We start from the raw sequence: 22,893 nt of genomic DNA, 5'->3' as shown, positions 1-22,893 counted from the left end.
TCCGGTAGCCACCGCTACCGGAAACACGCACGGGCCGCGCAGCGGCCTACCGGCTCGCGCGCTTGGTGGCCTCGGCCCAGGACTCGACTGCCGCATACCCGTCGCCCACGCCCTGCGTGAACGCGACCAGGGCCCCGTACATCCGGGTGCCCTCCACGGCCAGTTCCGTCTTCGCCACCCAGTCCGCGGCCCGGGCCATCACGTGGGCGGAGATGTCGGCACCGTCCTGGGTGCCGCGGGAGGCGTGCAGGAACGACTCGTCGGCGATCTGGAAGGTCTGCACCACGGCGCGCCAGTAGTACTCCGCATCCATCGCCGCGCGAACCTCGTAGTAGTCCGTAGCGCTCTGTCGCGCCACCGCCTCCTGCAGCGTCGTCGCCGCTCCGGAGACGCTGCGCAGCGGCACGTACACGGGATCGTCGGACCCTCCCCGTGCGGTTCGTCTACTCGTCCCCGGCACGATGCTTTCAGTCAATGGCACCCCCTCGATGGTCCACAAGATCATCGCACGCGCAAGTGCCGGCGCGGGTCAGCAGGTGAGCGCACCGCCCGGGCACGCCGGTGCGTGCCGCTCGGGATCGAACGGTTCGAACCAGGCGTCGACGGTCGCGAACAGGGCGCGCTGGGGGATGCGGAAATCGCCGAGCCGCTCCTGTTCGGGCAGCGGCCCGTCGGCACCGAGGTCGACGCCACGCACCGTCGCGGCGAGGGTGCGGACGGACCACAACCGGCGCGGAGCGGCACGGAACCACTGGCCGTTCGGCACGTTGCCGGTGAGGCGGATCCGGCCGGCGCCCAGGACCGGGCCGGCGACGCGTGCCACCCCGGCCAGGACCGCGGGATTGTGCCGTGCCCGGTCGGGCAGGAGCCGGCCGGCCAGGGTCGCCAGGGCGGTGGACGGCGACGAGGTCACCTGCACGTCCCAGACGACGTCGTCGCCCGCCGTGATGTGCAATCGGGACGGGTCGGTCCATTCGGCGGCGACGTCGGTGCGCACCGTCCGGCTGAGGGCGGCGCCGAGGTAGCGGGCGCATCCGTGCTCCGGCGCGGCATCGCTGTAGATGGTCCACCGGCCGTCCGGGGCGCGGTGCCAGACCGCGGTGAAGGCCGGGCCCACCGACCCGGCGGTGAACCGGCGCAGTGCCAGACAGTGCCCGCCGGCGAACGGTGCCCCGATCACCGCGTATCCGGTGAACCGCTCACCGGCGACCCGGGCCAGGGCGCGAGGCTCCTCGGCGGCTGCTTGCGGTGTGGTCTTCATGTCGTCCTCCTTCGGCGTTGCGCGTGTTCCGATCGTGCGCGGCGTCGTGTCCGGAAGGCATGGGGCCGATGCCTCATCTTTGCCCGCCGGGCGCCCCGGCTCCCGCAGCGGAGGACAATGGGGCCGTGCAGCGCAGGAGCGGGTCGTCTCCGGGGCCGCGGGACGGGCCGCGGCGTGCCGAGTTGCTCGCAGCGCTGTCCCTGGCGATCGACCTGGGCCTGGGGCAGCCCATGGAACACATGCTCCGCTCCGCCGTGCTGGCCGGACGGATCGCCGAGCGCATGGGCCTGGACGCCCGGCAGCAGGCCGTCGTCTACTACGCGAACCTCGTCGCCTGGATCGGATGCCACGCCGACTCGCACGAACTGGCGCAGTTGTTCGGCGACGACATCGCGCTCCGCGCCGACACCTACGGGGTCGACATGACGGGGCTGCCGTTCCTGCGGATGCTGACGAGCCACGTCGGGCGCGGGACCGACGGGCCGCGTCGCGGACTCGAGGTCGCCGCGTTCCTGCTGACCGCCCGCCGCCGCATGGCCGAACTGATCGGTTCGCACTGCGCCTCGGCGGGAGCGCTGTCCGACCGGGTGGGCCTCGACCGGCAGGTCGGTGCGGCCCTGGCCTTCGCGTTCGAACGATGGGACGGCGCCGGCCTGCCCGCGGGAGTGCGCGGCGACGACATCCCGCTCGAGATGCACATCGTGCACCTGGCGGAGGTCTGCGAGGTCCATCTGCGGGCCGGCGGGCCGGGGCGGGCCGTCGAGGTCGCACGGGCGCGCAGCGGGACTCAGTTCTGTCCGCGGGTGGCACAGGTGTTCCGGGAGGGCGCGGACGAGTTCACCCACGATCTGCTCGAACAGGACGCATGGGCGGCGGCACTGGGTCGGGCACCCGACCGCGAGTGCGTCCTCGCCGGCGACGAACTCGACGCGCTGCTGCGCGCGATGGCCGACTTCGTCGACCTGAAAGTGCCTTTCCTGCTCGGTCATTCGCGGTCGGTGGCCGATCTGGCGGCGACGGCGGCCCGCCTGCGCGGCCTGCCGGAGACGGACATCGCGGTGCTCTACCGGGCCGGTCTCGTGCACGGTCTCGGGCGAATGGGGGTGTCCAACCGGATCTGGGAGAAGCCCGGCCCGCTCACCGCCACCGAATGGGAACGGGTCCGGCTGTACCCGTACCTGACCGGGCGGATCCTCAGCCGTGTCACCGGCATGGAGGACGTCGTCACCGTCGCGACCACACACCGCGAACGCCTCGACGGCTCCGGATATCCCAACGGCGTCCGCGGCCGCGACCTGAGTGTCGCCGCTCGGCTCCTCGGCGCGGCGGAGACGTACCAGCGCTTCGGCGAACCCCGGCCGCATCGTGATGCGCTCACCCCCGAGCACGCGGCGGAGCGTCTGCGGCGCGAGGCCCGCGGTGGCCGCCTCGACGCCGAGGCCGTCGAGGCGGTGCTGACGGCGGCCGGGCACCGGCAGGTGCGACGCGCGCCTTGGCCGGCCGGCCTGACCGCCCGGGAGGTGGAGGTGCTGCGGCTGGTCGCCCGCGGCCGCTCCAACGGCAGATCGCCGACGAGCTGTGCATCGCGCAGAAGACGGCCCGCAACCACGTCGAGCGCGTCTACGCCAAGCTCGGGGTGGACAACCGCACGCGGGCCGGTCTCGCCGCCGTCGACCTCGGACTGGCGTGGTGAACCGCGGACGGACGGAGGCTACGAGCGGTGCACGGCCGGGTGTCGCGGTCCTCCCGCCCGGGTTCAGCGGGTCGGATCAGTCCTTGCGCCGCCCGCCCGCTCCGTCAGACTGTTGACGAGTCCGGCGGCGGTCGCGGCGTCGTCGACCACGACCAGGGTGCGCACGCCGTCGCGCCGGTGCAGCACCAGGGCGGGGCCGCCGCGCAGGACGAACCCTCGTGCACCGCGCAGCGGGCCGAGCACCGCGATGCGGTATCCGTAGCCACCGAAGTGTCTCAGCGGTGCCACGTCGGTGACGGAGGCGGAGGCGATGTCACCGAGCGGAGTGTGCAGGTGCGGCCACCCGAACAGTCCCGCGACGGTGACCCCGCGGGCGTCGACGGTGACGCGAATCGAGCAGGTTGCGGCCACCAGCACCGCGAGCAGCACGGCCAGGCCCAGCAGGATCCACAGCCGGGTGAGCACGCCGATCGCGGCGACGAGGCCGATCGCCGCGACCAGCACGCTCGTCGTGACGCTGCCGGTGGCCACCGAGCGGGTCCACACCACGAGTTCGTCTGTGCCGACGGGAATTCGCGGTGCCTCCGCAGCCGGGGGAGCGGCGGGTCCACGCGACCACCGCGGTATCGCCGCGGCGGCGCCGGCCCCGAGGGCGAAGCCGACGCCGAGCGCGGCGAGAAGCGACGTCCCCGGGGGTGCGGCTGCGGCGGCGTCGGCGAGACCCCGTTGCGAGCCGGTCGCCAGCACGATCAGGGTGGTCACGAAAGCGACGGTGCCCGTGACGGTCGCGGCGACCGCGCGGGTGAGGGCGGGGTCGGCGGCGGCAGCCCGGCTGAGACCGAAACCGAGAGCGGCGAACAGCGCACCGAACCCCAGTACCAGTGCGATCGTCGCGGGGAGTCCGGCGAATCCGTCCGCGGCGCCGTCGAGGTTCCAGTGTGTCGCGATCGGATCCGGCAGTTGCGCACGCCAGTTCCGGAGCACGAGTGCGCCCGCGGCGGCGACGGCCAGCGGGGCGACCGTGGAGGTGAGGAGGATGCGGCCGGCTGGTCGCCGGCCGGTGCCGGGATCGTTCGTCATCTGTACTCCGCTCTGATCAGGTCGACGAGGCCGTCGGCGCTCAGGCCGACGCGCTTGGCGTGCGCGACGACCTGAGTGACGGCGGAATGAACAGCGGCATAACCAGTTTCGGCGCGATCGGTAACGACCGCACCGCGTCCGCGACGCAGCTCCACCAGGCCTTCGTCGCGCAGTTGCTGATAGCCCCGCAGCACGGTGTGGACGTTGAGGCCGAGCGAGGCGGCCAGGTCGCGTGCGCCGGGGAGGCGCTCGCCCGCCCGGACCTCGCCGCGGGCCACCGCGCCGCGCACGGCCGCGGCCAGCTGCACGAACAGTGGGTCCGGCGAGTTCGGATCCAGTCTGATGAGCACGACACCAGCATATTGTTCTATTTGAAATAGAACAAGTCGGTTACCTGCCGGGTCGCGGGCAGGGCGGTCAGTCGCGGGCCTGCCATCCGCGATGGAGCATGTCGAGGGCCTCGTGCAGCAGCGCGTCCCTGTCGGCGGGGACCGAGGCGGGGATCTGGTGCAGTGCGGCCAACCGGGCGATGCCGTAGACGGTGCCCCACGCGGCCGCGCACCGGCACAGTACGTCGGCTTCGTCGATGCCCGCGGGTTGGCAGGCCGAGACGGTGTCGTGCAGCAACTCCCAGTAGTCGGCCGCGGCCTGCTGCAGGCGGGGATGGTCGGCCTTGCCGACCGTGGGTCCGTAGGCCAGGTCGTGCACGTGCGGGCTGTCCCGCACGAAGCGCACGTAGGCGCCGGCGAGGGCGTGGAGCCGGTGCAGGGGATCGGGGCCCGCGGCTTCGACGGCGGCGGCGGCCCTCGCCGCGGCTTGCTGCAGTCCGGTCCCGGCCACCGCCGCGAGGAACCGGCGCTTGGTGCCGAAGTGCACGTAGGGCGCCTGGTGGCTCACGTCCAGCTGCTGCGCCACCCGGCGCAGACTGAGTCGCTCCGCGGGCTCCTCGCGCAACTGCTCGAGCGCGGTCCGGAGCAGGCGTTCGTCGAGGCCCTCGCCCGGCCGTCCCGCACCCGGGGCCGCATTGACAGTGTCAACCATGGGGAGGACCATAACACTTGACAGTGTCAACCGGACACCGGAGGCGGTGACGACCATGACGCGGAAGATCTCGACCGGAGTGGGCTCGCTGGCTGTGCGGGTGCGGGGGCAGGGCCCGCCCGCCGTGCTGTGGCACAGCCTGTTCGTCGACGAAAGATCCTGGGGCCGAGTGGAAGAGGAGTGGTCGACCGAACGGCGGGTCGTGTCGATCACCGGTCCGGGGCACGGCGCGAGCGAGGATCCCGGCCGGCGCTACACCACCACCGAATGCGCTGCGGCGGCCGGAACGGTACTCGACGAACTCGGCGTCGACGAACCCGTCGACTGGGTCGGCAACGCCTGGGGCGGCCACGTCGGCATCGTCTTCGCGACCGACGCGCCATCGCGGTGCCGGACCCTGGTGACGCTGGGGACGCCCGTCCAGGCACTGAACCGGGCGGAGCGCGCACGCACGGTATTCCTCCTCTCCGCCCACCGGATGCTCGGCCCCGTCGGCTTCATCCGCTCGGGGGTGACGAACGTATTGCTGTCCGCCACAACGAGGGAACGCGATCCGGAGGCGGTCGCCCTCGTCGAGGACTGCCTCGTCCGCGCCGACCGGGCGGCACTGCGCAACGCGGTCGTCTCCATCTCGCTGCACCGCCCCGATCTGACCGGTCGCCTGCCCGGGCTGCCGGTGCCGACCCTCTTCGTCACCGGCAGTGACCACAAGGGGTGGACGCTGGAGCAGGCGCGCGCGGCGAGCCGCCTGGTGCCGCACGCCTCGTGCGCCGTCGTGGACGGCGCCGCGTACCTCGTCCCGCTCGAAGCGCCCGCCGAGACGACGGACCTGGTTCGGCGATTCTGGGCGGCGTCGGTGCCGGGGTACACGTGACCTCGGCCGGCGCCGTTCACAGTTCGCGTCGCATCACCGCCCGCGGCCACCGATCCAGACCGTGGGCGGCCTCCTCGCGACGGATCCGGCGCAGGCCCGGACCGACGTCGTCGTCGCGCACGAACTCGAAGCCGAGCCGCCGGTAGTACGGACCGTTCCACGGCACGTCGGCAAACGTGGTCAGTGTCAGCGCGGGCAGCGCCCGAACGCGTGCCCAGGTCGCGAGGTGATCGATCAGGGCCCGCCCGAGCCCGCGGCGCGCGTGCTCGGGATGCACCGACACCTGTCCGACGTGAGCGGTGCCGTCGACGACCTCGGCGAGCAGGTAGGCCACCGGGCGGTCGTCACCGTCGGTGCCCACCCACGCGCGCCCGCCGGTCACGTACGCGCGCAGCTCCGCGAGCGTGGGCGGCGCGTCGTCGGCGACGGCGTCCATGCCGAGCCCGGCGAATGCCCGCCCGGCCGCACGTTCGATGTCCTGCAGCAGCCGCAGGTCAGCCTCGGCTGCCGGACGGATGCGGTCGTCTCGCGGCGGCAGGTCCTTGGCGAAGTACAGCGACGACTCCGAGGAGGCGTACCTGCCGAACCGCTCGGCCAGCGGAACGTACCCGGACGCCGCGTACATCGCGAGCGCCTCGGGCTGCTCGGTGCCGGTCTCGAGCACCATGCGGCGCCGGCCCGCCTCGGCGGCGGTGCGCTCGAGTTCGGCCAGGATCCGTCGCGCCACACCCCGTCGGCGCAGGCCCGCGCGCACGTACATGCGTTTGATCTCGGCGTCGCCGTCGCGCAGCCCGGGGTGAGCCGAGTTCCGTTCCCGCCATCCGCCGATACCGGCCGGGACGTCGTCCAGCGACGCCAGCAGGAAGATGCCGTGGGGTGGATCGAACTCCTGCGGGCGCAGAAGCGTGTGGTCGGGACCGCCGTACCGGCGGACGTATTCGAGTTGCACCTCGTCGACGAGGGATTGCACCGCGGCGTCGTCGAGGGAACGCGGTTCGATGTGCACGCCCGCAGGCTAGCGCGCGGAATACTGGGAGCATGAGCACCGTCGACGGCGGGGTGGACTTCGTGGCTGCTCCGTGGCTCTACCCCGGACCCGCCGCGCCGGGAACGGGCCTGCTCACCCGCGACGGCTACTACCGCGCACGTGCTCGCGCCGAGGTCGGTGCGAGCACCCGCCGGCCCGCCGCGACCGTCGACGGCGCACTCCGGGCCGCCGGCGTCGGCGGCGTCCGGGACCGGCGTCTGGTCGTCGCCGTGGGGTCCAACGCCTGTCCCGCAGTGGTGGCGCGCAAGTTGACCGCCGGAGACGTCGACCCCACCGTGCCGTTCCTGCGCGCGACGGTGACGGGCATGGCGGTCGGGCACAGCGCCCACGTCAGCGTCGCCGGTTACGTCGCGGCGACCGCGTTCCGCCGGCCGGGGGCCCGCACCGCGGTGTTCGCGTCGCTGCTCGACCGGGACCAGCTCGCGTGCCTCGACGCGACGGAGCCGAACTACACGCGCCGTACCGTGACCGCGGACGAGTGCGTCCTCGAGATCGACGGGGGAGGGCGGCCGGTGAGCTTCGACGTGTACGTCTCGAAGTGGGGCACCCTCGCGCCGCCCGGGGGACCGCCGATCCCGCTGCAGACCCAGGAGGTGCTGTTCGGCACGCTGCTGCGCGACTGTGCCGCCGTCGCGGCGCTCGTCGGCCGCCCACCGCACGAGTATCGGTCCGTGATGACGGAACTCGCGGGAGCGGCAGACCTGCGCGCCGCCCTGCGACGGTCGTTCGCCACGTCGGGCTGGGCCGCCCGCAGCGGCTTCGGCGACTGACCGAGGTGCCGGCCGACGGGTGTGGAGCCGCTCGGCCGAGGCGGCGACGACACCGCGAATCGGCCCGCGTCACGACCGGCCCGTCTCCTCCAGACGACGGCGCAGGTGCGCGCGTTCGGGTTCGGTTCCGGCCAGCTCGAGTGCCCGCCGGTAGGCGACGGCGGCCTCGTCGTCGCGGCCGAGCCGGTGCAGCAGCTCCCCGCGGGCCGTGAGATACGGGTGGTAGCTGCGCAGCCGGGGCTCGTCCCCGAGGGCGTCGAGCAGCACCAGACCGGCCTCCGGGCCGTCACGCATCGCCACGGCCGCGGCGCGGTTGACCGCGACGACAGGAGTCGGCGTCAGGGTGGTCAGGACGTCGTAGAGCGCGACGATCTGCGGCCAGTCCGTGGAGGCGACGTCGGCGGCCTCGTCGTGCAGCGCGGCGATCGCGGCCTGCACCCCGTACGGGCCGGGCGGGCCACCGGTCAGTGCCACGGGCACGAGAGCGGTGCCCTCGGCGACGAGCGCGCCGTCCCAGCGTGCGCGGTCCTGATCCGCGAGCAGAACGACCTCGCCCTCCGGGCCGGTCCGGGCGTCGCGCCGCGCGTGGGTCAGCAGCATCAGAGCGAGCAACCCGGTCACCTCCCGCTCACCGGGCAGCAGCCGGTGCAGGATCCGGGCCAGCCGGATCGCCTCGTCGGCGAGGTCGAGGCGCTGCAGGTCCGGTCCGGAACTCGCGGCGTACCCCTCGGTGAAGATCGAGTACAGCACCTGCAGTACGCCCGGCAGCCGCTCCGGCAGTTCGTCCCGGTCGGGCATCCGGAACGGGATGCGGGCCTGCCGGATCTTCTTCTTCGCCCGCACGATCCGCTGCACCATCGTCGCGGTCGGGACCAGGAAGGCCCGCGCCACCTCGGGTGTCCCGAGCCCGGCCAGGCACCGCAGGGTCAACGCCACCCGGTCCTCGGCCGCCAGCGCCGGGTGGGCGCAGGTGAAGTACAACTGCAGGCGCTCGTCGGGCACGTCGCTGCCGGCCTCGGGGACGGGAGAATGGGCCGCCCGATCCGAATCCACCTGCAGGACGGCCAGCCGGGCGGCGTAGGCCTGATCCCGCCGGAGCCGATCGACGGCCTTGCGCCGCGCCGTCGTCAGCAACCAGGCCCCCGGCTTGGCCGGCACGCCCCGGACGGGCCAGTGCACCAGCGCCGCTTCGATCGCCTCACCGGCGACGTCCTCGGCCAGGTCGAGGTCGCCGAAGCGGTGCACGAGGGCGGCGAGCAACCGTCCCCGCTCCTCCCGGAACACCGCTTCGACGGCCGCGTCGACCCGCGCGCCGGCGCCCGGCCCGTCCGTCGCGCTCACTGCCCGAAGTCGGCGATCGGCCGCACCACGACGGATCCGCCGCCGCGCGCTCCGGGGCAGCGAGCCGCCCAGTCCAGCGCGACGTCGAGGTCGGGCACGTCGACGACGTAGAAGCCGCCGAGAACCTCGCGCGTCTCGGCGAACGGTCCGTCGGTGGTGACGGAACGTGCCCCGTCGGGACCGACCTGCACGGTCGTCGCGGTGGTCAGGTCTGCGAGCGATTCCGAGGCGACGACGACTCCGGCCTCCTGGATCTCCTTGTCGAAGACCATCCACTCCTCGACGGTGCACTGGTCGCCCGCCTCGGCCGATGCGGCGTTGATCAGCATCATGTACTTCATGGGGAGCCCTTCCGTGGGTGGTTGTGCCGTGCGGCAGGGTTGCCGTACGACATGACGACGAACGGGACACGCGCGGATCGACAGGGCGACGGTACGTTCCCGTGAATGCGAGGGGGGGAGGAATCCATGAGTGTGCCGCGACGGCTCGCCGCCCTCGTCTCGATCGTCGCGACGGTGCTCGGGCTCACCGCGCTGATCGCCTCCGCGACGGACGTGGAGAGCAACGCCGTGATCGCGTGGGCGTCGCTGGGGCCGTATCTGCTGCTCGGGACGGCGGCCGGTGCGGTCGTCGCCGCGCTCGCCCGGCGCCCGGTTCTGCTGGCCTCGGCGCTCGTCGTCGTCGCCGCCGGAGCCTGGACCCTGGGACCGTTGTACGTGCCTGGCGTCCGGGGTGACCGGCCGGCCTCGACTTCCGGTCCCACGATCCACGTGATGCAGGCCAATCTCATGGTCGGGCAGGCCGATCCGGATGCGCTGGTCCGGACGGTGCGCGAGCGGCGGGTCGACGTCCTGACCGTGCAGGAACTGACCGAGGACGCGGCGGCCGCGCTGCAGGTCGCGGGGCTCGACGACCTGCTTCCGCACCGCTTCCTCGCCCCGACGCCGACCGGCGGTGCGGGCGCCGGGATCTACAGCCGGTTTCCCCTCTCGGCGGGCCGCACGCTCGACGGGTTCGGGCCGACGAACCTGACCGCGGTTCTGGACACCGGCCCCGGGCGGCCGCTGATTCTGTACGCCGTGCATCCCGCGCCCCCCTACCTGACACCTGCTCCGGCGTGGGCGGCCGAGCTCGAACGCCTGGACGAGGAACTCGAGTCGGTGACCGGCCCGGCGCCGGTCGTGGTCAGCGGGGACTTCAACGCGACGTACTCGCACACCCGCTTCCGCGACCTCCTCGACTCCGGGTACGTGCTCGCCGCGGACCGGGTCGGCGGCGGGCTCGTGCCGACGTATCCGGCGGACCGCCGCTACCCGGCCGTCGTCGGGATCGATCACATCCTCACCCGGGGCGCCACGGCGATCTCCCTCGACCGGATCGAACTCCCGGGTTCCGATCATCACGGTCTCGTCGCCGCCGTCCAGCTCCCGCCGCCGTCCGGCGACGAGAGTTCCGGAGCCGGCGGATAGCGTTCTCACCGCACGACCCGCAGCCGGATGTCCGTCGCAACGGGCCCCCGGTCATGCCGAGACGTTCCAGCGCGGCGGTGAATCCGTCGACCGACACGGTCGCCGAGTACAGCAGCCTGCTCATCGGCCTGCCTTTCGCTCGCGGTGTGTCGATTCTGTTCGTACCGACCGCCGAACGGACGAAAACTCGTCGCAAGGATGTGTAACCGGTTAGAATGGTTACATGAGTCCGGTCGACATGCGCTCCGCCGAGGGCACCGAGTTCGTCGTCGACACCGGAGCGCCGTGCCTGGATCTGCTCTACACCGGCGGCGAGGGGAAGCGGGCCCGGTGGGAGATACTGCACGCCCCGGGCGACCTCGCGCGCTGGGTCGCGACGCACCTGCTCGGACAGGCCGACGCCGCCGTGGCGGTCGACGTCACCGCCGAGGATCTGATCCCCACCAAGGAGCTACGCGAGGTGTTGTGGCGCACCGCGAACCGGTCCGCGGACGGAGACGGACCGACGGCCGCCGACAGCGCCGCCCTCGACGCGGCCGCCGCCCGCCCGGACATCGCCCCGCAGCTGCGCCCGCCCGGCGTGGTCACTCCCGTCACCGGCAGTCAGGTGCTCTCGACGCTGGCCCGCGACGCGATCACCCTGCTGACCGGCCCGTATGCCGAGCGCATCAAGCGGTGCGCCGCCGACGACTGCGCCATCGTCTTCGCCGACACCTCCCGCGCGGGAACGCGGCGCTGGTGCTCGATGGCGCGGTGCGGCAACCGTGACAAGGTCCGTGCCCATCGGAAGAAGGAGAAATGATGGCGGTCGGGCAGACGAAGGACGCCGGATGGCAGATCGGGGTCTCGAAGACCCTGCCGCATCCGATCGACGCGGTGTGGCGGCTGCTCGTCGGCACACCCGAGCTGTGGCTCGGCCCCGGCGCGACGGTCCCGCTCGTCCCGGGCGCCGAGTGGCGCAGCGACGACGGTGTCACGGGGGAGCTGCGTAGCCGCCACGAGAGGGACCGGGTGCGCCTGACCTGGCAGCCCGCGGCCTGGAACCACGACAGCACCGTGCAGGTGGCCGTCTCGACCGCGCCGCGCGGCACCGTGCTCCGCTTCCATCAGGAGCGCCTGGCCGGCCCGGACGAACGCGCTGCTCAGCGCGCCCACTGGCAGGGGGCGATGGCCCGGGTCGAGCGCGCACTCGCCACTGCCGGCGGCGACCCGAAGGGTGCACCCCTACCATCGGACCGGTGACCCGCGACCTCGCCACCACCTACTGGCCCGACCTCGAACCGGGCCGCGCGACGGTCGCGGTTCCCGTCGGCGCGCTCGAACAGCACGGGCCACACCTTCCGCTCGACACCGACACCCGGATCGCCCGGGCGCTGACGGCCGCCCTGCCGGGTGTGTTCGTCGCGCCGGCCCTCGAGTACGGGGCCAGCGGCGAGCACGAGGGCTTCCCCGGCACCGTCTCGCTCGGCGCCGAGGCGATGGAGACCGTCTTCGTCGAATACGGACGTTCGGTGTGCCGGTGGGCCGCGCGCCTGCTGTTCGTCAACTGGCACGGCGGCAATGTGCCCGCACTGGCCAGGGCGGTGTCCCGGTTGCGGTACGAGGGCCGCGACGTGGCATGGCTGCCGTTCGCCGTTCCCGGTGGCGACGCCCATGCCGGCGTCACCGAGACCAGCCTGCTGCTGCATCTGGATCCGCACGTGGTGGACACCGCCCGTGCCGAGAAGGGAAACACCGGCACCCTCACCGACCTGATGCCACGAATGCGCGCGGGCGGTATCGTCGCCGTGTCCGCGAACGGCGTGCTGGGGGATCCGACGCCCGCGAGCGCAGCGCAGGGGGCACGATGGTTCGCCGAACTCGTCGATCGAGCGGCGGCACAGACGACCCGGTGGGAGCCGGATGCGAAAGGAAGACTCCGTTGACGAGCACGGCCCGACTGCCCGACGGATTCGGCGTCCGTATCGATCCGCGGGTGCGCGCCTACTCCGACGGTCGCGTCCTCATCGGCGGCTCCCCCACCCGCATGCTCAAGCTCGCCCCCGCCGCCGCGGCCATGATCGGTGACGGCTACGTGAAGGTCGTCGACTCGCAGACCGCCGTCGTGGCGCGCCGCCTGCTCGACTCGGGCGTCGGGAACCCCCGTCCCACCGCGTTGCCCGCCACCTCCGAGGTCACCGTCGTGATTCCCGTGAAGAACAACCCGGCCGGGCTCGAACGCCTGCTGGCCGCCGTGGAGGGCCTGACGGTGATCGTCGTCGACGACGGCTCCGACGTCCCGTTGCCCGTCCCGGACAGGGACTCGGTCCGGGTGCTGCGGCACGAGCGGTCCCGCGGCCCGGCCGCGGCACGCAACACCGGACTGCGCGCCGCCACGACGCCGTTCGTCGCCTTCCTCGACTCGGACGTGGTGCCGCGCAAGGGCTGGCTCGAGGTAATGCTCGGGCACTTCTCCGATCCGGCGGTGGCGCTCGTGGCCCCGCGCGTCGTCGCGCTCGAGCCCGACAAGGGCGCCCTGGGACGCTACGAACACGCGCGCTCGTCGCTCGATCTCGGCCGCCGCGAGGCCGCCGTCAAGTCCGGCAGCCCGGTCTCGTACGTACCGAGCGCGGCGATCATCGTCCGCCGCGACGTGCTCACCGCGACCGGCGGATTCGACGAGACCATGCACGTCGCCGAGGACGTGGACCTGTGCTGGCGGCTGCAGGAGGCCGGCTGGCGGCTGCGCTACGAACCGGTCGCGCACGTGGCCCACGACCACCGCGTCGGGTTCCGGAAGTGGTTCACCCGCAAGGCCTTCTACGGCACCGGTGCGGCGCCTCTCGCGAGCCGGCACCGCGGTTCGGTGCCCACCATGTCGATGTCGGGGTCGATGCTGTTCGCGTGCGTGGCCGCCGCGAGCCGCACCCGCCTCGGCGCGGTCGGCGCGGTCGCGTCGCTGTCGGTGACGATGCTCCGCCTGCGCCGGATGTTCGCCGAACTCGACCAGCCGACCCGGATCGCGGCGGTCCTCACCGCGCAGGGCTTCGCGGGCGGAATGTGGCAGGTCGCCTCCGCGCTGTGCCGGCACTACTGGCCGGTCACGTTCGTCGCCGCCGTGATCTCGCCGAAGGTGCGTCGCGCGGTCCTCGGCTTCGCCGTCGCCGAGGGGCTGTGGGACTGGTACGGCCACCGCGAGGACGGCGGTCTCGACCCCCTGCGCTACGTGTTCTACAAGCGTCTCGACGACATCGCCTACGGCGCCGGCCTCTGGTGGGGTGCGGTCGTCGCCCGGGATCCGGCGGCGCTCGCGCCCCGCATCCAGGGCTGAGCGGGGTGTCCGCGCCGCCGTACGCCGACGTCGTCGTCGTGGGCGGCGGCAGTTGCGGCTGCGTGCTGGCAGCCCGGCTCAGCGAGGACCCCGACCGGACGGTCCTGTTGCTCGAGGCCGGTCCGGGTTACCGCTCGACTCCGGGCACTCCGCCCGCGGTGCTCGATGCGACCGTCCTGCCGGTCGGGCCGGACAGCCAGTGGACCTGCACCTACCCGGCCCGGCTTACTCGGCGTCGCCCGTCCGTCGTCGCCCGCGGCCGGGTGCTGGGCGGGTCCGGCGCAGTGAACGGGGCGTACTTCGTGCGGGCCCGCCCGGACGACTTCGAAGCCTGGCCACCGTCCTGGTCGTTCGATCGGGTGCTGCCGCATTTCCGCGCCACCGAAACCGATGCCGACGCCGGGACGGGTGTGCACCGTCGCTGGCACGGCGCGACCGGTCCCGTGCCCGTCGCCCGTACGCCGTGGGCACAACTGCACCCCGTCGGTTCCGCGTTCCACGACGCGGCGCTCGCCGCCGGGCACCGTCGTGTCGACGACCTGAACGCGCCCGGACCGGACGGGGTGGGCCGCGTCCCCCTCAACATCCGCAACGGGATGCGCGTCGGTCCCGCCCACGCGTACCTGCTGCCCGCCCTGACCCGGCCGAATCTGACCGTACGCACCGGAACCCGCGTGCGCCGGGTCGTGCTCTCGGGATCGCGCGCGGTCGGCGTCGAGACCGAGGACGGCGAGACCGTCGACGCCGGCCACGTGGTGCTCGCCGCCGGTGCGATCGGCTCCCCACAACTGCTCATGCTCTCCGGAATCGGCTACGGCGCCGAGCTCACCCGCCACGGCATCACCCCGCGGATCGAGATTCCCGGAGTCGGGACGGGTTTCACCGACCATCCCGAGATCGCCGTCCCCTACCGGTACCGCGTCCCGCAGCCCGGACCGGCCCCGGTCCTGCAGGTCGTCCTGCACACCGGCAATCTCGAGATGCGCCCTTACACCGCACCGTTCGCCGCGTCCGTCCCCGGCAGCGGCGTCGCGGATCCCGTGCTGGGAGTGGTGCTGACCCGTCCCCGCAGCCGCGGCACGATCCGCCTCGATCCGGCCGACCCGACGCGGTCGCCGCTGCTGGACTACCGCTACCTCGAGGACCCGGCCGACCGTGCCGACCTGCGCCACGGGGTCGCGCACGCCGCGCAGCTGCTCGCGGCGATGCCGGAGGTCGTGGACCGGACCGGTTTCGATCCCGATGCGTTCGACCCCGACGACGCGTGGCTCGAACGACACCTCGGGACGTCGCTGCACCTGTCCGGGAGCTGCCGGATGGGCACCGACGACACGGCCGTCGTCGACGACCGATGCCGGGTGCACACCACCGAGGCACTGAGCGTCGTGGACACGTCCGTGTTCCCGCAGGTGCCCGGCCGCGGACCGCACGCGACGGCAGTGATGCTGGCGGAGCGGGTGGGCACCCGGACCGACTTGTGACTCGGGTTACAGTTGTCCGGAGGAGGAACCGGCAGATGAGCAGCACCGCATGACCGACGAACGATCCGGCTCGGCCAACCCCTGGGTGGCGCTGCGGCCCGGTGACGACCCGTCGCAGCTGGCGCAACGCGTGTCGTCGGCGCACAGTTCGTTCCTCGATGCGGCCGACGCGTCGGTCGTGCCGGCCTCCGTGCGTTCGGTGGTGCGCGAATCCTGGCTGCGCAGCCGCCGCAACGGGATCAGTCCCGACGCCGTCGAACAGCCGAGCCTGCTCACCGGCCTGGATCTCGAGCGGTACCGGGCCGGGCACCCGATGGCGCTGATCCGTCCCGTCGTGCGCAAGCTGCTCGTGGAGGACGCCGCCGACAGTGGGCTGCTCGTGGCCATCAGCGACGAGCAGGGCCGGTTGCTGTGGGTCGAAGGCGACCACGCGGCCCGCGACCGGGCGCTGTCGATGAGCTTCGTCGAGGGGGCCGACTGGAGCGAGGAGCGGGTGGGCACCAACGCGCCCGGCACCGCGCTCGCCGTCGACCACTCGGTCCAGATCGTGGCCGCCGAGCACTTCAACCGCACCGTGCACGAGTGGAGCTGCTCGGCCGCGCCGGTGCACGACCCGAGCACCGGGCGCATCCTCGGTGCCATCGACATCACCGGCGGTCTGCGTGTCGCCGCACCGGAGGTGCTGCAACTCGTGCGGGCCACGGTCGCCGCCGCCGAGTCGGAGCTGCGACTGCACCTGCTCAGCTCCCCGCGGTTGTTGTCGGCCGCTCGGACGAGCCTCGACACGTTCGGGTCCGGCCGGCCCACGCTGCACCGTGACGGCGAGCGGATTCCGCTCTCGCAGCGGCATGCCGAGATCCTCCTGCTGCTCGCCGAGCATCCCGAGGGTCTGAGCTCGGACCGGCTTGCGGTGCTGCTCGACGAGTCCGAGCTCGACTCCGTCACCATTCGTGCCGAGATGTCGCGGCTGCGCAAGGTGTTCGGATCCGAGGGTCTCGGTTCCCGCCCGTACCGTCTCCTGGGCGAACTCGTCACCGACGTCGCGGAGGTCCGCGGTGCGCTCGACCGCGGTGATGTGGCGACGGCGGTGCGCCTGTACGCCGGGCCGGTGCTGCCCGGATCGGTCGCGCCCGGTGTCGAGGAGATCCGGGACGAGTTGCGCGCCCGGGTGCAGGCGGCACTGCTCCGCGCCGGCGACGCCCAGTTGCTCGCGCGGTGGACGGCCTCGGTGCACGGGCGCGACGACATCGCGGCATGGGAGGCGTACCTGACCACCCTCGATCCGCACTCGACACTGTTCGCCCAGGTCAAGGCCCGGATCGAGCTGCTGGACCGGCAGCTCGGCATCTGAGGTCGTAGCTACGCAACGTAGTTGCAACCCACCGGTTCGTAGTGTTCCGGATCACACGCCCCGTATGGGGTGTGCCAGACCATCCGAGGAGTGAACACCGATGACCGTGTACGCCCGTCCCGGCTCGCCCGACGCCCTGATGTCCTTCCAGTCCCGCTACGACAACTGGATCGGCGGCCAGTGGGTACCGCCTGTGAAGGGTCAGTACTTCGAGAACGTCACCCCGGTCACGGGACAGCCGTTCACCGAGGTGGCCCGGTCCACCGAGGAGGACATCGAGCTGGCCCTCGACGCCGCCCACGCCGCCGCGCCGGCCTGGGGCAAGACCTCCGTCGCCGAGCGGTCCATCCTGCTCAACAAGATCGCCGACCGCATCGAGGAGAACCTCGAGTCGATCGCCCTCGCCGAGACCTGGGACAACGGCAAGCCGATCCGCGAAACCCTCAACGCCGACATCCCGCTCGCGATCGACCACTTCCGCTACTTCGCGGGCGCGATCCGTGCGCAGGAGGGCTCGATCTCCGAGATCGACTCCGAGACCGTCGCCTACCACTTCCACGAGCCCCTCGGCGTGGTCGGCCAGATCATCCCGTGGAACTTCCCGATCCTGATGGCGGTGTGGAAGCTCGCCCCGGCGCTGGCCGCCGGCAACGCGGTCGTCCTCAAGCCGGCCGAGCAGACGCCGGCCTCGATCCTGCACCTCATCTCCGTGATCGGCGACCTGCTGCCCCCGGGCGTGGTCAACATCGTCAACGGCTTCGGCGTCGAGGCCGGCAAGCCGCTGGCGTCGAGCCCGCGGATCCGCAAGATCGCGTTCACCGGAGAGACCACCACCGGCCGCCTGATCATGCAGTACGCCTCGCAGAACCTGATCCCGGTCACCCTCGAGCTCGGCGGCAAGAGCCCGAACATCTTCTTCTCCGACGTGCTCTCGGCCAACGACGACTACCAGGACAAGGCACTCGAGGGCTTCACGATGTTCGCTCTCAACCAGGGCGAGGTGTGCACCTGCCCCTCGCGCTCGCTGATCCAGCAGGACATCTTCGACGACTTCCTGTCGCTGGCCGCGGTGCGCACGAAGGCCGTGCGCCAGGGTGATCCGCTCGACACCGACACGATGATCGGTGCGCAGGCCTCGAACGACCAGCTCGAGAAGATCCTGTCCTACATCGAGATCGGCAAGAGCGAAGGCGCACAGGTGATCACCGGTGGCGAGCGCGCCGACCTCGGCGGCGACCTGTCCGGCGGCTTCTACGTCCAGCCGACGGTGTTCAGCGGCCACAACAAGATGCGCATCTTCCAGGAGGAGATCTTCGGACCGGTGGTCTCGGTGACCTCCTTCCGGGACTTCGACGACGCCATCTCCATCGCCAACGACACCCTCTACGGCCTCGGAGCCGGTGTCTGGTCCCGCGACGGCGGCGTCGCCTACCGGGCCGGCCGTGCCATCCAGGCCGGCCGGGTGTGGACCAACACCTACCACCAGTACCCGGCGCACGCGGCGTTCGGCGGCTACAAGCAGTCCGGCATCGGCCGCGAGAACCACCACATGATGCTCGACCACTACCAGCAGACGAAGAACCTCCTGGTGTCCTACGCCCCGAAGGCCCAGGGCTTCTTCTGATCAGGCCCGGCACCTGTCACGTCACCCCCCTGCGACGTGGCAGGTGCCGTTCCCATTCCGCCCCGCCCCGAGTCGAGCGAATGTATCGTTCACTCGATCAGTCGAGGTGAGCGACACGTTCGCTCGGGGGAGGCCCACGTCGACAACCGGAAGGCACCGCATGTCCGTCCCGCTCCGCCTCGTCGCCACCTCCGACGCGGTCGCGCTCCTGCGCCGCCTGGCCGAGCGGCACGGGCCGCTGATGATGCACCAGTCCGGCGGCTGCTGCGACGGATCGGCGCCGATGTGCTACCCGGACGGCGACTTCGTCGTCGGCGACCTGGACGTGCTGCTGGGGATGCTGGACCTGCGTCTCGAGGTGGGACGGACCGCCGACGACCTGCCCGGCGGCACCGACGCCGTCCCGGTGTGGATCTCGGGATCCCAGTTCGAGGCGTGGAAGCACACCCAGCTCGTCCTCGACGTGGTGCCGGGCCGCGGCTCCGGATTCAGTCTCGAATCCCCCGAGGGGCTCCGGTTCCTCAGTCGCGGCCGCGCCTTCACCGCCGAGGAGAACGACGCCCTCGCCCGTGACGCCCCCTTGCTCGGCAAGCAGTGGGCCGCCGGCGCCCGCCCGGATCCGGCCACGGAGCCGACCGTCGTGGCCGAGGCCGCCGACGCGTGCCCGGTGCCGACGACCCGGAGCCACTCCTCGTAACACTTCCGTGACCGCGTACTGACGCGGTGTGTACATGCCGCTCGTACCGTGAGTACTCGCGGTGTCCTCGGCGTGCCTGCTCGACACGTCGCCATCCTCCGTCGAGAAGAGAGATCATGTCGTTGACCGACCCGCCCAGGACCGGAACCGCGGCCCACCACGACGGCGCGGACTTCCACGCCGAGAGTCGTGCCTATCTCGAAAAGCGAAGTCTGAGAAAGGGTTCGGCAGGCTGGATTCTGCTCGCGGGGCTGGGGGTCAGCTACGTCATCTCCGGGGACTACGCCGGCTGGAACAACGGCCTGGCCGAAGGCGGGTTCGGTGGACTGCTCGTCGCCGCGGTGATCATCGCGGCCATGTACTTCGCGATGGTGCTCGGCATGGCGGAGCTGTCCTCCGCACTGCCGGCCGCCGGCGGCGGCTACACCTTCGCCCGGCGCGCACTCGGCCCCTGGGGCGGATTCGCCACCGGCACAGCAATTCTCATCGAGTACTCGATCGCCCCGGCGGCCATCGCCACGTTCATCGGCGGGTACGTCGAGTCGCTGAACCTGTTCGGCATCACCGACGGGTGGTGGATCTACCTCGCCGTGTACGCGGTGTTCATCGGCATCCACCTCACCGGCGCGGGCGAAGCCCTCAAGGCGATGTTCGTGATCACCGCGATCGCCCTGGTCGGGCTCGTGGTGTTCGCCGTCTCGGCAGTCGGGCTGTTCGACACCGCCAATCTCACCGACATCGCCGTCGACGAGACCGCCGCCGGCGCGTCGTCGTTCCTGCCCTTCGGTCTGTTCGGCATCTGGGCGGCCGTACCGTTCGCGATCTGGTTCTTCCTCGCCGTGGAGGGTGTGCCGCTGGCCGCCGAGGAGGCGACCGAGCCGGAGAAGAACGTGCCCAAGGGCATCATCGTGTCCATGCTGGTACTGCTCGTCACCGGTGCGACCGTGCTGTTCCTGGCCACCGGCGCGCTCGGCGCCGAGGCCCTGTCCACCTCCGGCAACCCCCTCGTCGAGGCCCTCGGCGACAGCGGCACCGCGAAGGTGGTCAACTACATCGGCCTCGCCGGTCTGATCGCGAGCTTCTTCTCGATCATGTACGCGTACTCGCGGCAGACGTTCGCGCTCTCGCGCGCCGGTTATCTCCCCACGAGCCTGTCGCTGACCAACAAGCGCAAGGCGCCTGTGCTGGCGCTGATCGTCCCCGGCGTGATCGGCTTCGCGCTGTCGCTCACGGGCGAGGGAGCGATGCTGCTGAACATGGCCGTCTTCGGTGCCGCGGTGAGCTACGTGCTGATGATGGTCAGCCACATCGTGCTGCGCCGGCGCGAGCCGAACATGCCGCGGCCCTACCGCACTCCCGGCGGTGTCGTCACCACTTCCTTCGCGCTGGTCGTCGCCGCCGCTGCCGTCGTGGCCACGTTCCTGGTCGACCCGATCGCCGCCCTGTGGACCCTCGGAGCCTTCGCCGCGTTCATGGCCTACTTCGGGCTCTACAGCCGGCACCGGCTGGTGGCGAACTCGCCCGACGAGGAGTTCGCCGCGCTCGCCGAGGCGGAGGCCGAGCTGAAGTGAGCGTCTACACCCAGCACCTCGCCGGCACCACCTACACCTTCGACGGCCTCGTGGATCTGCTCGCCAAGGCCACCCCGCGCCGCTCCGGCGACGAACTCGCCGGCTGCGCGGCCGAATCCGACGCCGAGCGCGCAGCCGCGCAGTGGGTGCTCGCCGACGTCCCGCTCGACGTGTTCCTCGCCGAACCGGTGGTGCCCTACGAGACCGACGAGGTCACCCGGCTGATCCTCGACGACCACGACCGGGACGCCTACCGCGCCGTGCAGCACCTGACGGTCGGGGGACTGCGCGACCTGCTGCTCGACACCGTCACGAAGGCCGATGCGGCCGCGACGTTCGCCGCCCTGTCACCCGGCCTGACGCCCGAGATGGTCGCCGCCGTCAGCAAGCTCATGCGCAACCAGGACCTGATCGCGGTGGCCCGCGCGATCGAGGTCACCTCGGCGTTCCGCACCACCGTCGGCCTGCCCGGCCGCCTCGGCACCCGGCTGCAGCCCAACCATCCCACCGACGACCCGCGCGGCATCGCCGCCGCGACGCTCGACGGGCTGCTGATGGGCTGCGGCGACGCCGTCATCGGCATCAACCCGGCGACGGATTCGCCCCGGGCCACCGCCGACCTGCTGCACCTGCTCGACGAGATGCGGCTGCGCTTCGACATCCCGGTGCAGTCCTGCGTGCTCTCCCACGTGACGACCACCCTCGGCCTCATCGAGGCCGGGGCACCCGTGGACCTGGTGTTCCAGTCGATCGCCGGCACCGAGGGGGCCAATGCCGGCTTCGGGGTGAACCTGGCTCTGCTGCGGGAGGCGAACGAGGCCGGCCGCGCCCTGGGACGCGGCACCGTCGGCGACAACGTCATGTACCTCGAGACGGGGCAGGGTTCGGCGCTGTCGGCCGGCGCGCACCTCGGCACGGGCGGACGTCCGGTGGATCAGCAGACCCTCGAGACCCGGGCGTACGCCGTCGCCCGCGCGCTCGACCCGCTACTGATCAACACGGTGGTCGGTTTCATCGGCCCCGAGTACCTCTACGACGGCAAACAGATCGTCCGGGCGGGCCTCGAGGACCACTTCTGCGGCAAGCTGCTGGGCCTGCCGATGGGTGTGGACGTGTGCTACACCAACCACGCCGAGGCCGACCAGGACGACATGGACACCCTCCTGACGCTGCTCGGGGTTGCCGGCGCCGCGTTCGTCATCGCCGTGCCCGGAGCCGACGACGTCATGCTCGGCTACCAGAGCCTGTCGTTCCACGACGCGCTGTACGTACGGCGCGCGCTCGGGCTGCGCCCCGCTCCCGAGTTCGAGCGGTGGCTCGCCGGCCTCGGCATGGTGGACGGTGCCGGGCACATCCTGCCGGTGGACGCGGCGGCCTCCCCGCTGCGCGCCCTCGCGGGAGGTGCGGCATGAGCGGGTCCGTCGACCGCGACTTCTGGGCGCCGCTGCGGTCGTCGACCCAGGCCCGCATCGGGCTCGGTCGCGCCGGCGACGGTCTCCCGACCGCGCGGGTGCTCGAGTTCCGGGCCGCGCACGCCGCGGCCCGCGACGCGGTGCACCAGCCCCTCGACGTGCCGGCCCTGGCTGCCGACGTCGAACGTCTCGGACTCGGCGCACCGGTCGTCGTCGAGAGCTGCGTACGTGATCGGGGCGAGTATCTGCGCCGCCCGGATCTCGGCCGGCTGCCCGCGGATCTGTCCGCGGTCCCGGTCGTGGACGCCGACGTCGGCGTGGTGCTCGCCGACGGGCTCTCGCCGCGGGCCCTGACCGAGCACGGCGTCGCGCTGCTCGAGGCGATCGTGGCGGCCCTGCCGCGGCACCTGTCCGTGGCGACGCCGGTGATCGCGACGTCGGCGCGGGTCGCGCTGGGCGACCACATCGGCGCAGCCCTGGGGGTGCGCACCCTGCTGGTCCTGATCGGGGAGCGGCCCGGGTTGTCGGTCGCCGACAGCCTCGGGGTGTATCTGACCCACGAGCCGCGGCCCGGTCGCGCCGACGCCGAACGGAACTGCGTGTCCAACATCCACCCGCCCGAAGGGCTCGGGTATGCGGCGGCCGCGGCCGTCGTCGCGGGGCTGGTCGACGGGGCGCGCCGGCTCGGGCGGTCCGGGGTGGACCTGAAGGACACCACGCGGGACGACCGGCTCGATTCCGCGAGGACGGGGGAGTTGTAGCGACGAGGACGCTGTAGCGACGAGAACGCGTGGTACCCGCTCGGGAGTTTGACACAGCCGCCGTTTCCGCCAAATCATGTACTCCGCCCGACCGGGTGACACGTACGGC

Annotated in this window: 22 protein-coding genes and 1 pseudogene; 15 read left to right on the top strand and 8 right to left on the bottom strand. The window is 72.2% G+C overall.

Going from position 1 to position 22,893, the window contains the following annotated elements:
• Window positions 1–46: 46 nt before the first annotated feature.
• On the bottom strand, window positions 47–475 hold the full coding sequence (locus tag ACM26Y_RS17625; protein WP_416061481.1) for a hypothetical protein: 429 nt from the start codon (window positions 473–475) through the stop codon (window positions 47–49).
• 54 nt (window positions 476–529) lie between these two features.
• Window positions 530–1,261 (bottom strand): hypothetical protein, encoded by a 732-nt coding sequence (locus ACM26Y_RS17620; RefSeq protein ID WP_416061480.1) that lies wholly within the window; start codon window positions 1,259–1,261, stop codon window positions 530–532.
• 125 nt (window positions 1,262–1,386) lie between these two features.
• On the opposite strand from ACM26Y_RS17620, the pseudogene ACM26Y_RS17615 reads away from it, so the two are divergent.
• A pseudogene (locus tag ACM26Y_RS17615) lies at window positions 1,387–2,954 on the top strand (HD domain-containing phosphohydrolase).
• Between the two features lie 63 nt (window positions 2,955–3,017).
• Here the strand turns inward: ACM26Y_RS17615 and ACM26Y_RS17610 are convergent.
• The 3 genes from ACM26Y_RS17610 to ACM26Y_RS17600 all read right to left on the bottom strand — a co-directional run bounded on the left by ACM26Y_RS17610 (window position 3,018) and on the right by ACM26Y_RS17600 (window position 5,075).
• Complete coding sequence (locus ACM26Y_RS17610) at window positions 3,018–4,034, bottom strand: DUF1648 domain-containing protein (RefSeq protein ID WP_416061479.1); 1,017 nt, start codon at window positions 4,032–4,034, stop codon at window positions 3,018–3,020.
• Window positions 4,031–4,384: a GntR family transcriptional regulator gene (locus ACM26Y_RS17605; RefSeq protein WP_054374136.1), complete on the bottom strand. Its 354-nt coding sequence runs from the start codon at window positions 4,382–4,384 to the stop codon at window positions 4,031–4,033. Before ACM26Y_RS17605 ends, ACM26Y_RS17610 begins: the two co-directional genes overlap by 4 nt.
• Before the next feature lie 67 nt (window positions 4,385–4,451).
• Window positions 4,452–5,075: a TetR/AcrR family transcriptional regulator gene (locus tag ACM26Y_RS17600; RefSeq protein ID WP_416061478.1), complete on the bottom strand. Its 624-nt coding sequence runs from the start codon at window positions 5,073–5,075 to the stop codon at window positions 4,452–4,454.
• 55 nt (window positions 5,076–5,130) lie between these two features.
• Between ACM26Y_RS17600 and ACM26Y_RS17595 the strand changes: the two genes are divergently transcribed.
• Window positions 5,131–5,949: an alpha/beta fold hydrolase gene (locus ACM26Y_RS17595; RefSeq protein WP_416061477.1), complete on the top strand. Its 819-nt coding sequence runs from the start codon at window positions 5,131–5,133 to the stop codon at window positions 5,947–5,949.
• A 16-nt stretch (window positions 5,950–5,965) separates the two neighbouring features.
• On the opposite strand, the gene ACM26Y_RS17590 is transcribed toward ACM26Y_RS17595, so the two are convergent.
• Entirely contained in the window at window positions 5,966–6,955 is a 990-nt protein-coding gene (locus tag ACM26Y_RS17590) for a GNAT family N-acetyltransferase (protein ID WP_416061476.1), read from the bottom strand.
• Window positions 6,956–6,987: 32 nt separating this feature from the next.
• On the opposite strand from ACM26Y_RS17590, the gene ACM26Y_RS17585 reads away from it, so the two are divergent.
• Window positions 6,988–7,767 carry a hypothetical protein gene (locus ACM26Y_RS17585; RefSeq protein ID WP_416061475.1) on the top strand — a complete coding sequence of 260 codons (780 nt, stop codon included), beginning with the start codon at window positions 6,988–6,990 and terminating at the stop codon, window positions 7,765–7,767.
• A gap of 69 nt (window positions 7,768–7,836) precedes the next feature.
• Here ACM26Y_RS17585 and ACM26Y_RS17580 read toward each other — a convergent pair whose 3' ends face one another.
• Both ACM26Y_RS17580 and ACM26Y_RS17575 read right to left on the bottom strand, forming a co-directional pair.
• Window positions 7,837–9,108, bottom strand: coding sequence for an RNA polymerase sigma factor (locus ACM26Y_RS17580; RefSeq protein ID WP_416061474.1), 1,272 nt, complete (start codon window positions 9,106–9,108; stop codon window positions 7,837–7,839).
• The gene (locus ACM26Y_RS17575; RefSeq protein WP_003937362.1) at window positions 9,105–9,449 is read right to left on the bottom strand and encodes a YciI family protein; all 345 of its coding nucleotides are present in this window, start codon (window positions 9,447–9,449) and stop codon (window positions 9,105–9,107) included. The genes ACM26Y_RS17580 and ACM26Y_RS17575 overlap by 4 nt, the downstream gene beginning before the upstream one ends.
• A 126-nt stretch (window positions 9,450–9,575) precedes the next feature.
• On the opposite strand from ACM26Y_RS17575, the gene ACM26Y_RS17570 reads away from it, so the two are divergent.
• The 12 genes from ACM26Y_RS17570 to eutC all read left to right on the top strand — a co-directional run bounded on the left by ACM26Y_RS17570 (window position 9,576) and on the right by eutC (window position 22,784).
• Window positions 9,576–10,577: an endonuclease/exonuclease/phosphatase family protein gene (locus ACM26Y_RS17570; RefSeq protein WP_371383533.1), complete on the top strand. Its 1,002-nt coding sequence runs from the start codon at window positions 9,576–9,578 to the stop codon at window positions 10,575–10,577.
• Between the two features lie 223 nt (window positions 10,578–10,800).
• A complete protein-coding gene (locus ACM26Y_RS17565) occupies window positions 10,801–11,379 on the top strand; it encodes a CGNR zinc finger domain-containing protein (RefSeq protein WP_289378805.1) in 579 nt (192 codons plus the stop codon).
• A complete protein-coding gene (locus tag ACM26Y_RS17560) occupies window positions 11,376–11,819 on the top strand; it encodes an SRPBCC family protein (RefSeq protein ID WP_289378804.1) in 444 nt (147 codons plus the stop codon). Before ACM26Y_RS17565 ends, ACM26Y_RS17560 begins: the two co-directional genes overlap by 4 nt.
• A complete protein-coding gene (mftE, locus tag ACM26Y_RS17555) occupies window positions 11,816–12,502 on the top strand; it encodes a mycofactocin biosynthesis peptidyl-dipeptidase MftE (RefSeq protein WP_416061473.1) in 687 nt (228 codons plus the stop codon). Before ACM26Y_RS17560 ends, mftE begins: the two co-directional genes overlap by 4 nt.
• Complete coding sequence (gene mftF, locus ACM26Y_RS17550; RefSeq protein ID WP_416061472.1) at window positions 12,499–13,887, top strand: mycofactocin biosynthesis glycosyltransferase MftF; 1,389 nt, start codon at window positions 12,499–12,501, stop codon at window positions 13,885–13,887. Before mftE ends, mftF begins: the two co-directional genes overlap by 4 nt.
• Window positions 13,888–13,892: 5 nt before the next feature.
• Window positions 13,893–15,368 (top strand): mycofactocin system GMC family oxidoreductase MftG, encoded by a 1,476-nt coding sequence (gene mftG / locus ACM26Y_RS17545; RefSeq protein ID WP_416061471.1) that lies wholly within the window; start codon window positions 13,893–13,895, stop codon window positions 15,366–15,368.
• 49 nt (window positions 15,369–15,417) lie between these two features.
• Complete coding sequence (locus tag ACM26Y_RS17540; RefSeq protein ID WP_003937357.1) at window positions 15,418–16,719, top strand: helix-turn-helix domain-containing protein; 1,302 nt, start codon at window positions 15,418–15,420, stop codon at window positions 16,717–16,719.
• Window positions 16,720–16,819: 100 nt separating this feature from the next.
• Window positions 16,820–18,343 (top strand): aldehyde dehydrogenase, encoded by a 1,524-nt coding sequence (gene adh, locus ACM26Y_RS17535; protein ID WP_003937356.1) that lies wholly within the window; start codon window positions 16,820–16,822, stop codon window positions 18,341–18,343.
• 160 nt (window positions 18,344–18,503) lie between these two features.
• The gene (locus ACM26Y_RS17530) at window positions 18,504–19,040 is read left to right on the top strand and encodes a DUF779 domain-containing protein (RefSeq protein WP_407040981.1); all 537 of its coding nucleotides are present in this window, start codon (window positions 18,504–18,506) and stop codon (window positions 19,038–19,040) included.
• Window positions 19,041–19,156: 116 nt separating this feature from the next.
• Window positions 19,157–20,611, top strand: a complete 1,455-nt coding sequence (gene eat / locus ACM26Y_RS17525) for an ethanolamine permease (RefSeq protein WP_371383537.1) — start codon at window positions 19,157–19,159, stop codon at window positions 20,609–20,611.
• The gene (locus ACM26Y_RS17520) at window positions 20,608–22,023 is read left to right on the top strand and encodes an ethanolamine ammonia-lyase subunit EutB (RefSeq protein WP_003937353.1); all 1,416 of its coding nucleotides are present in this window, start codon (window positions 20,608–20,610) and stop codon (window positions 22,021–22,023) included. Before eat ends, ACM26Y_RS17520 begins: the two co-directional genes overlap by 4 nt.
• Complete coding sequence (gene eutC / locus ACM26Y_RS17515) at window positions 22,020–22,784, top strand: ethanolamine ammonia-lyase subunit EutC (RefSeq protein ID WP_289378798.1); 765 nt, start codon at window positions 22,020–22,022, stop codon at window positions 22,782–22,784. Before ACM26Y_RS17520 ends, eutC begins: the two co-directional genes overlap by 4 nt.
• The last annotated feature ends 109 nt before the right edge of the window (window positions 22,785–22,893 follow it).

Origin of the sequence: Rhodococcus indonesiensis (genome assembly GCF_047782815.1) — a bacterium.
Taxonomy (GTDB): Bacteria; Actinomycetota; Actinomycetes; order Mycobacteriales; family Mycobacteriaceae; genus Rhodococcus; species Rhodococcus indonesiensis.
The sequence above is the reverse complement of the archived record's forward strand: the minus strand, read 5'-3'. Positions and strand labels throughout refer to the sequence as shown.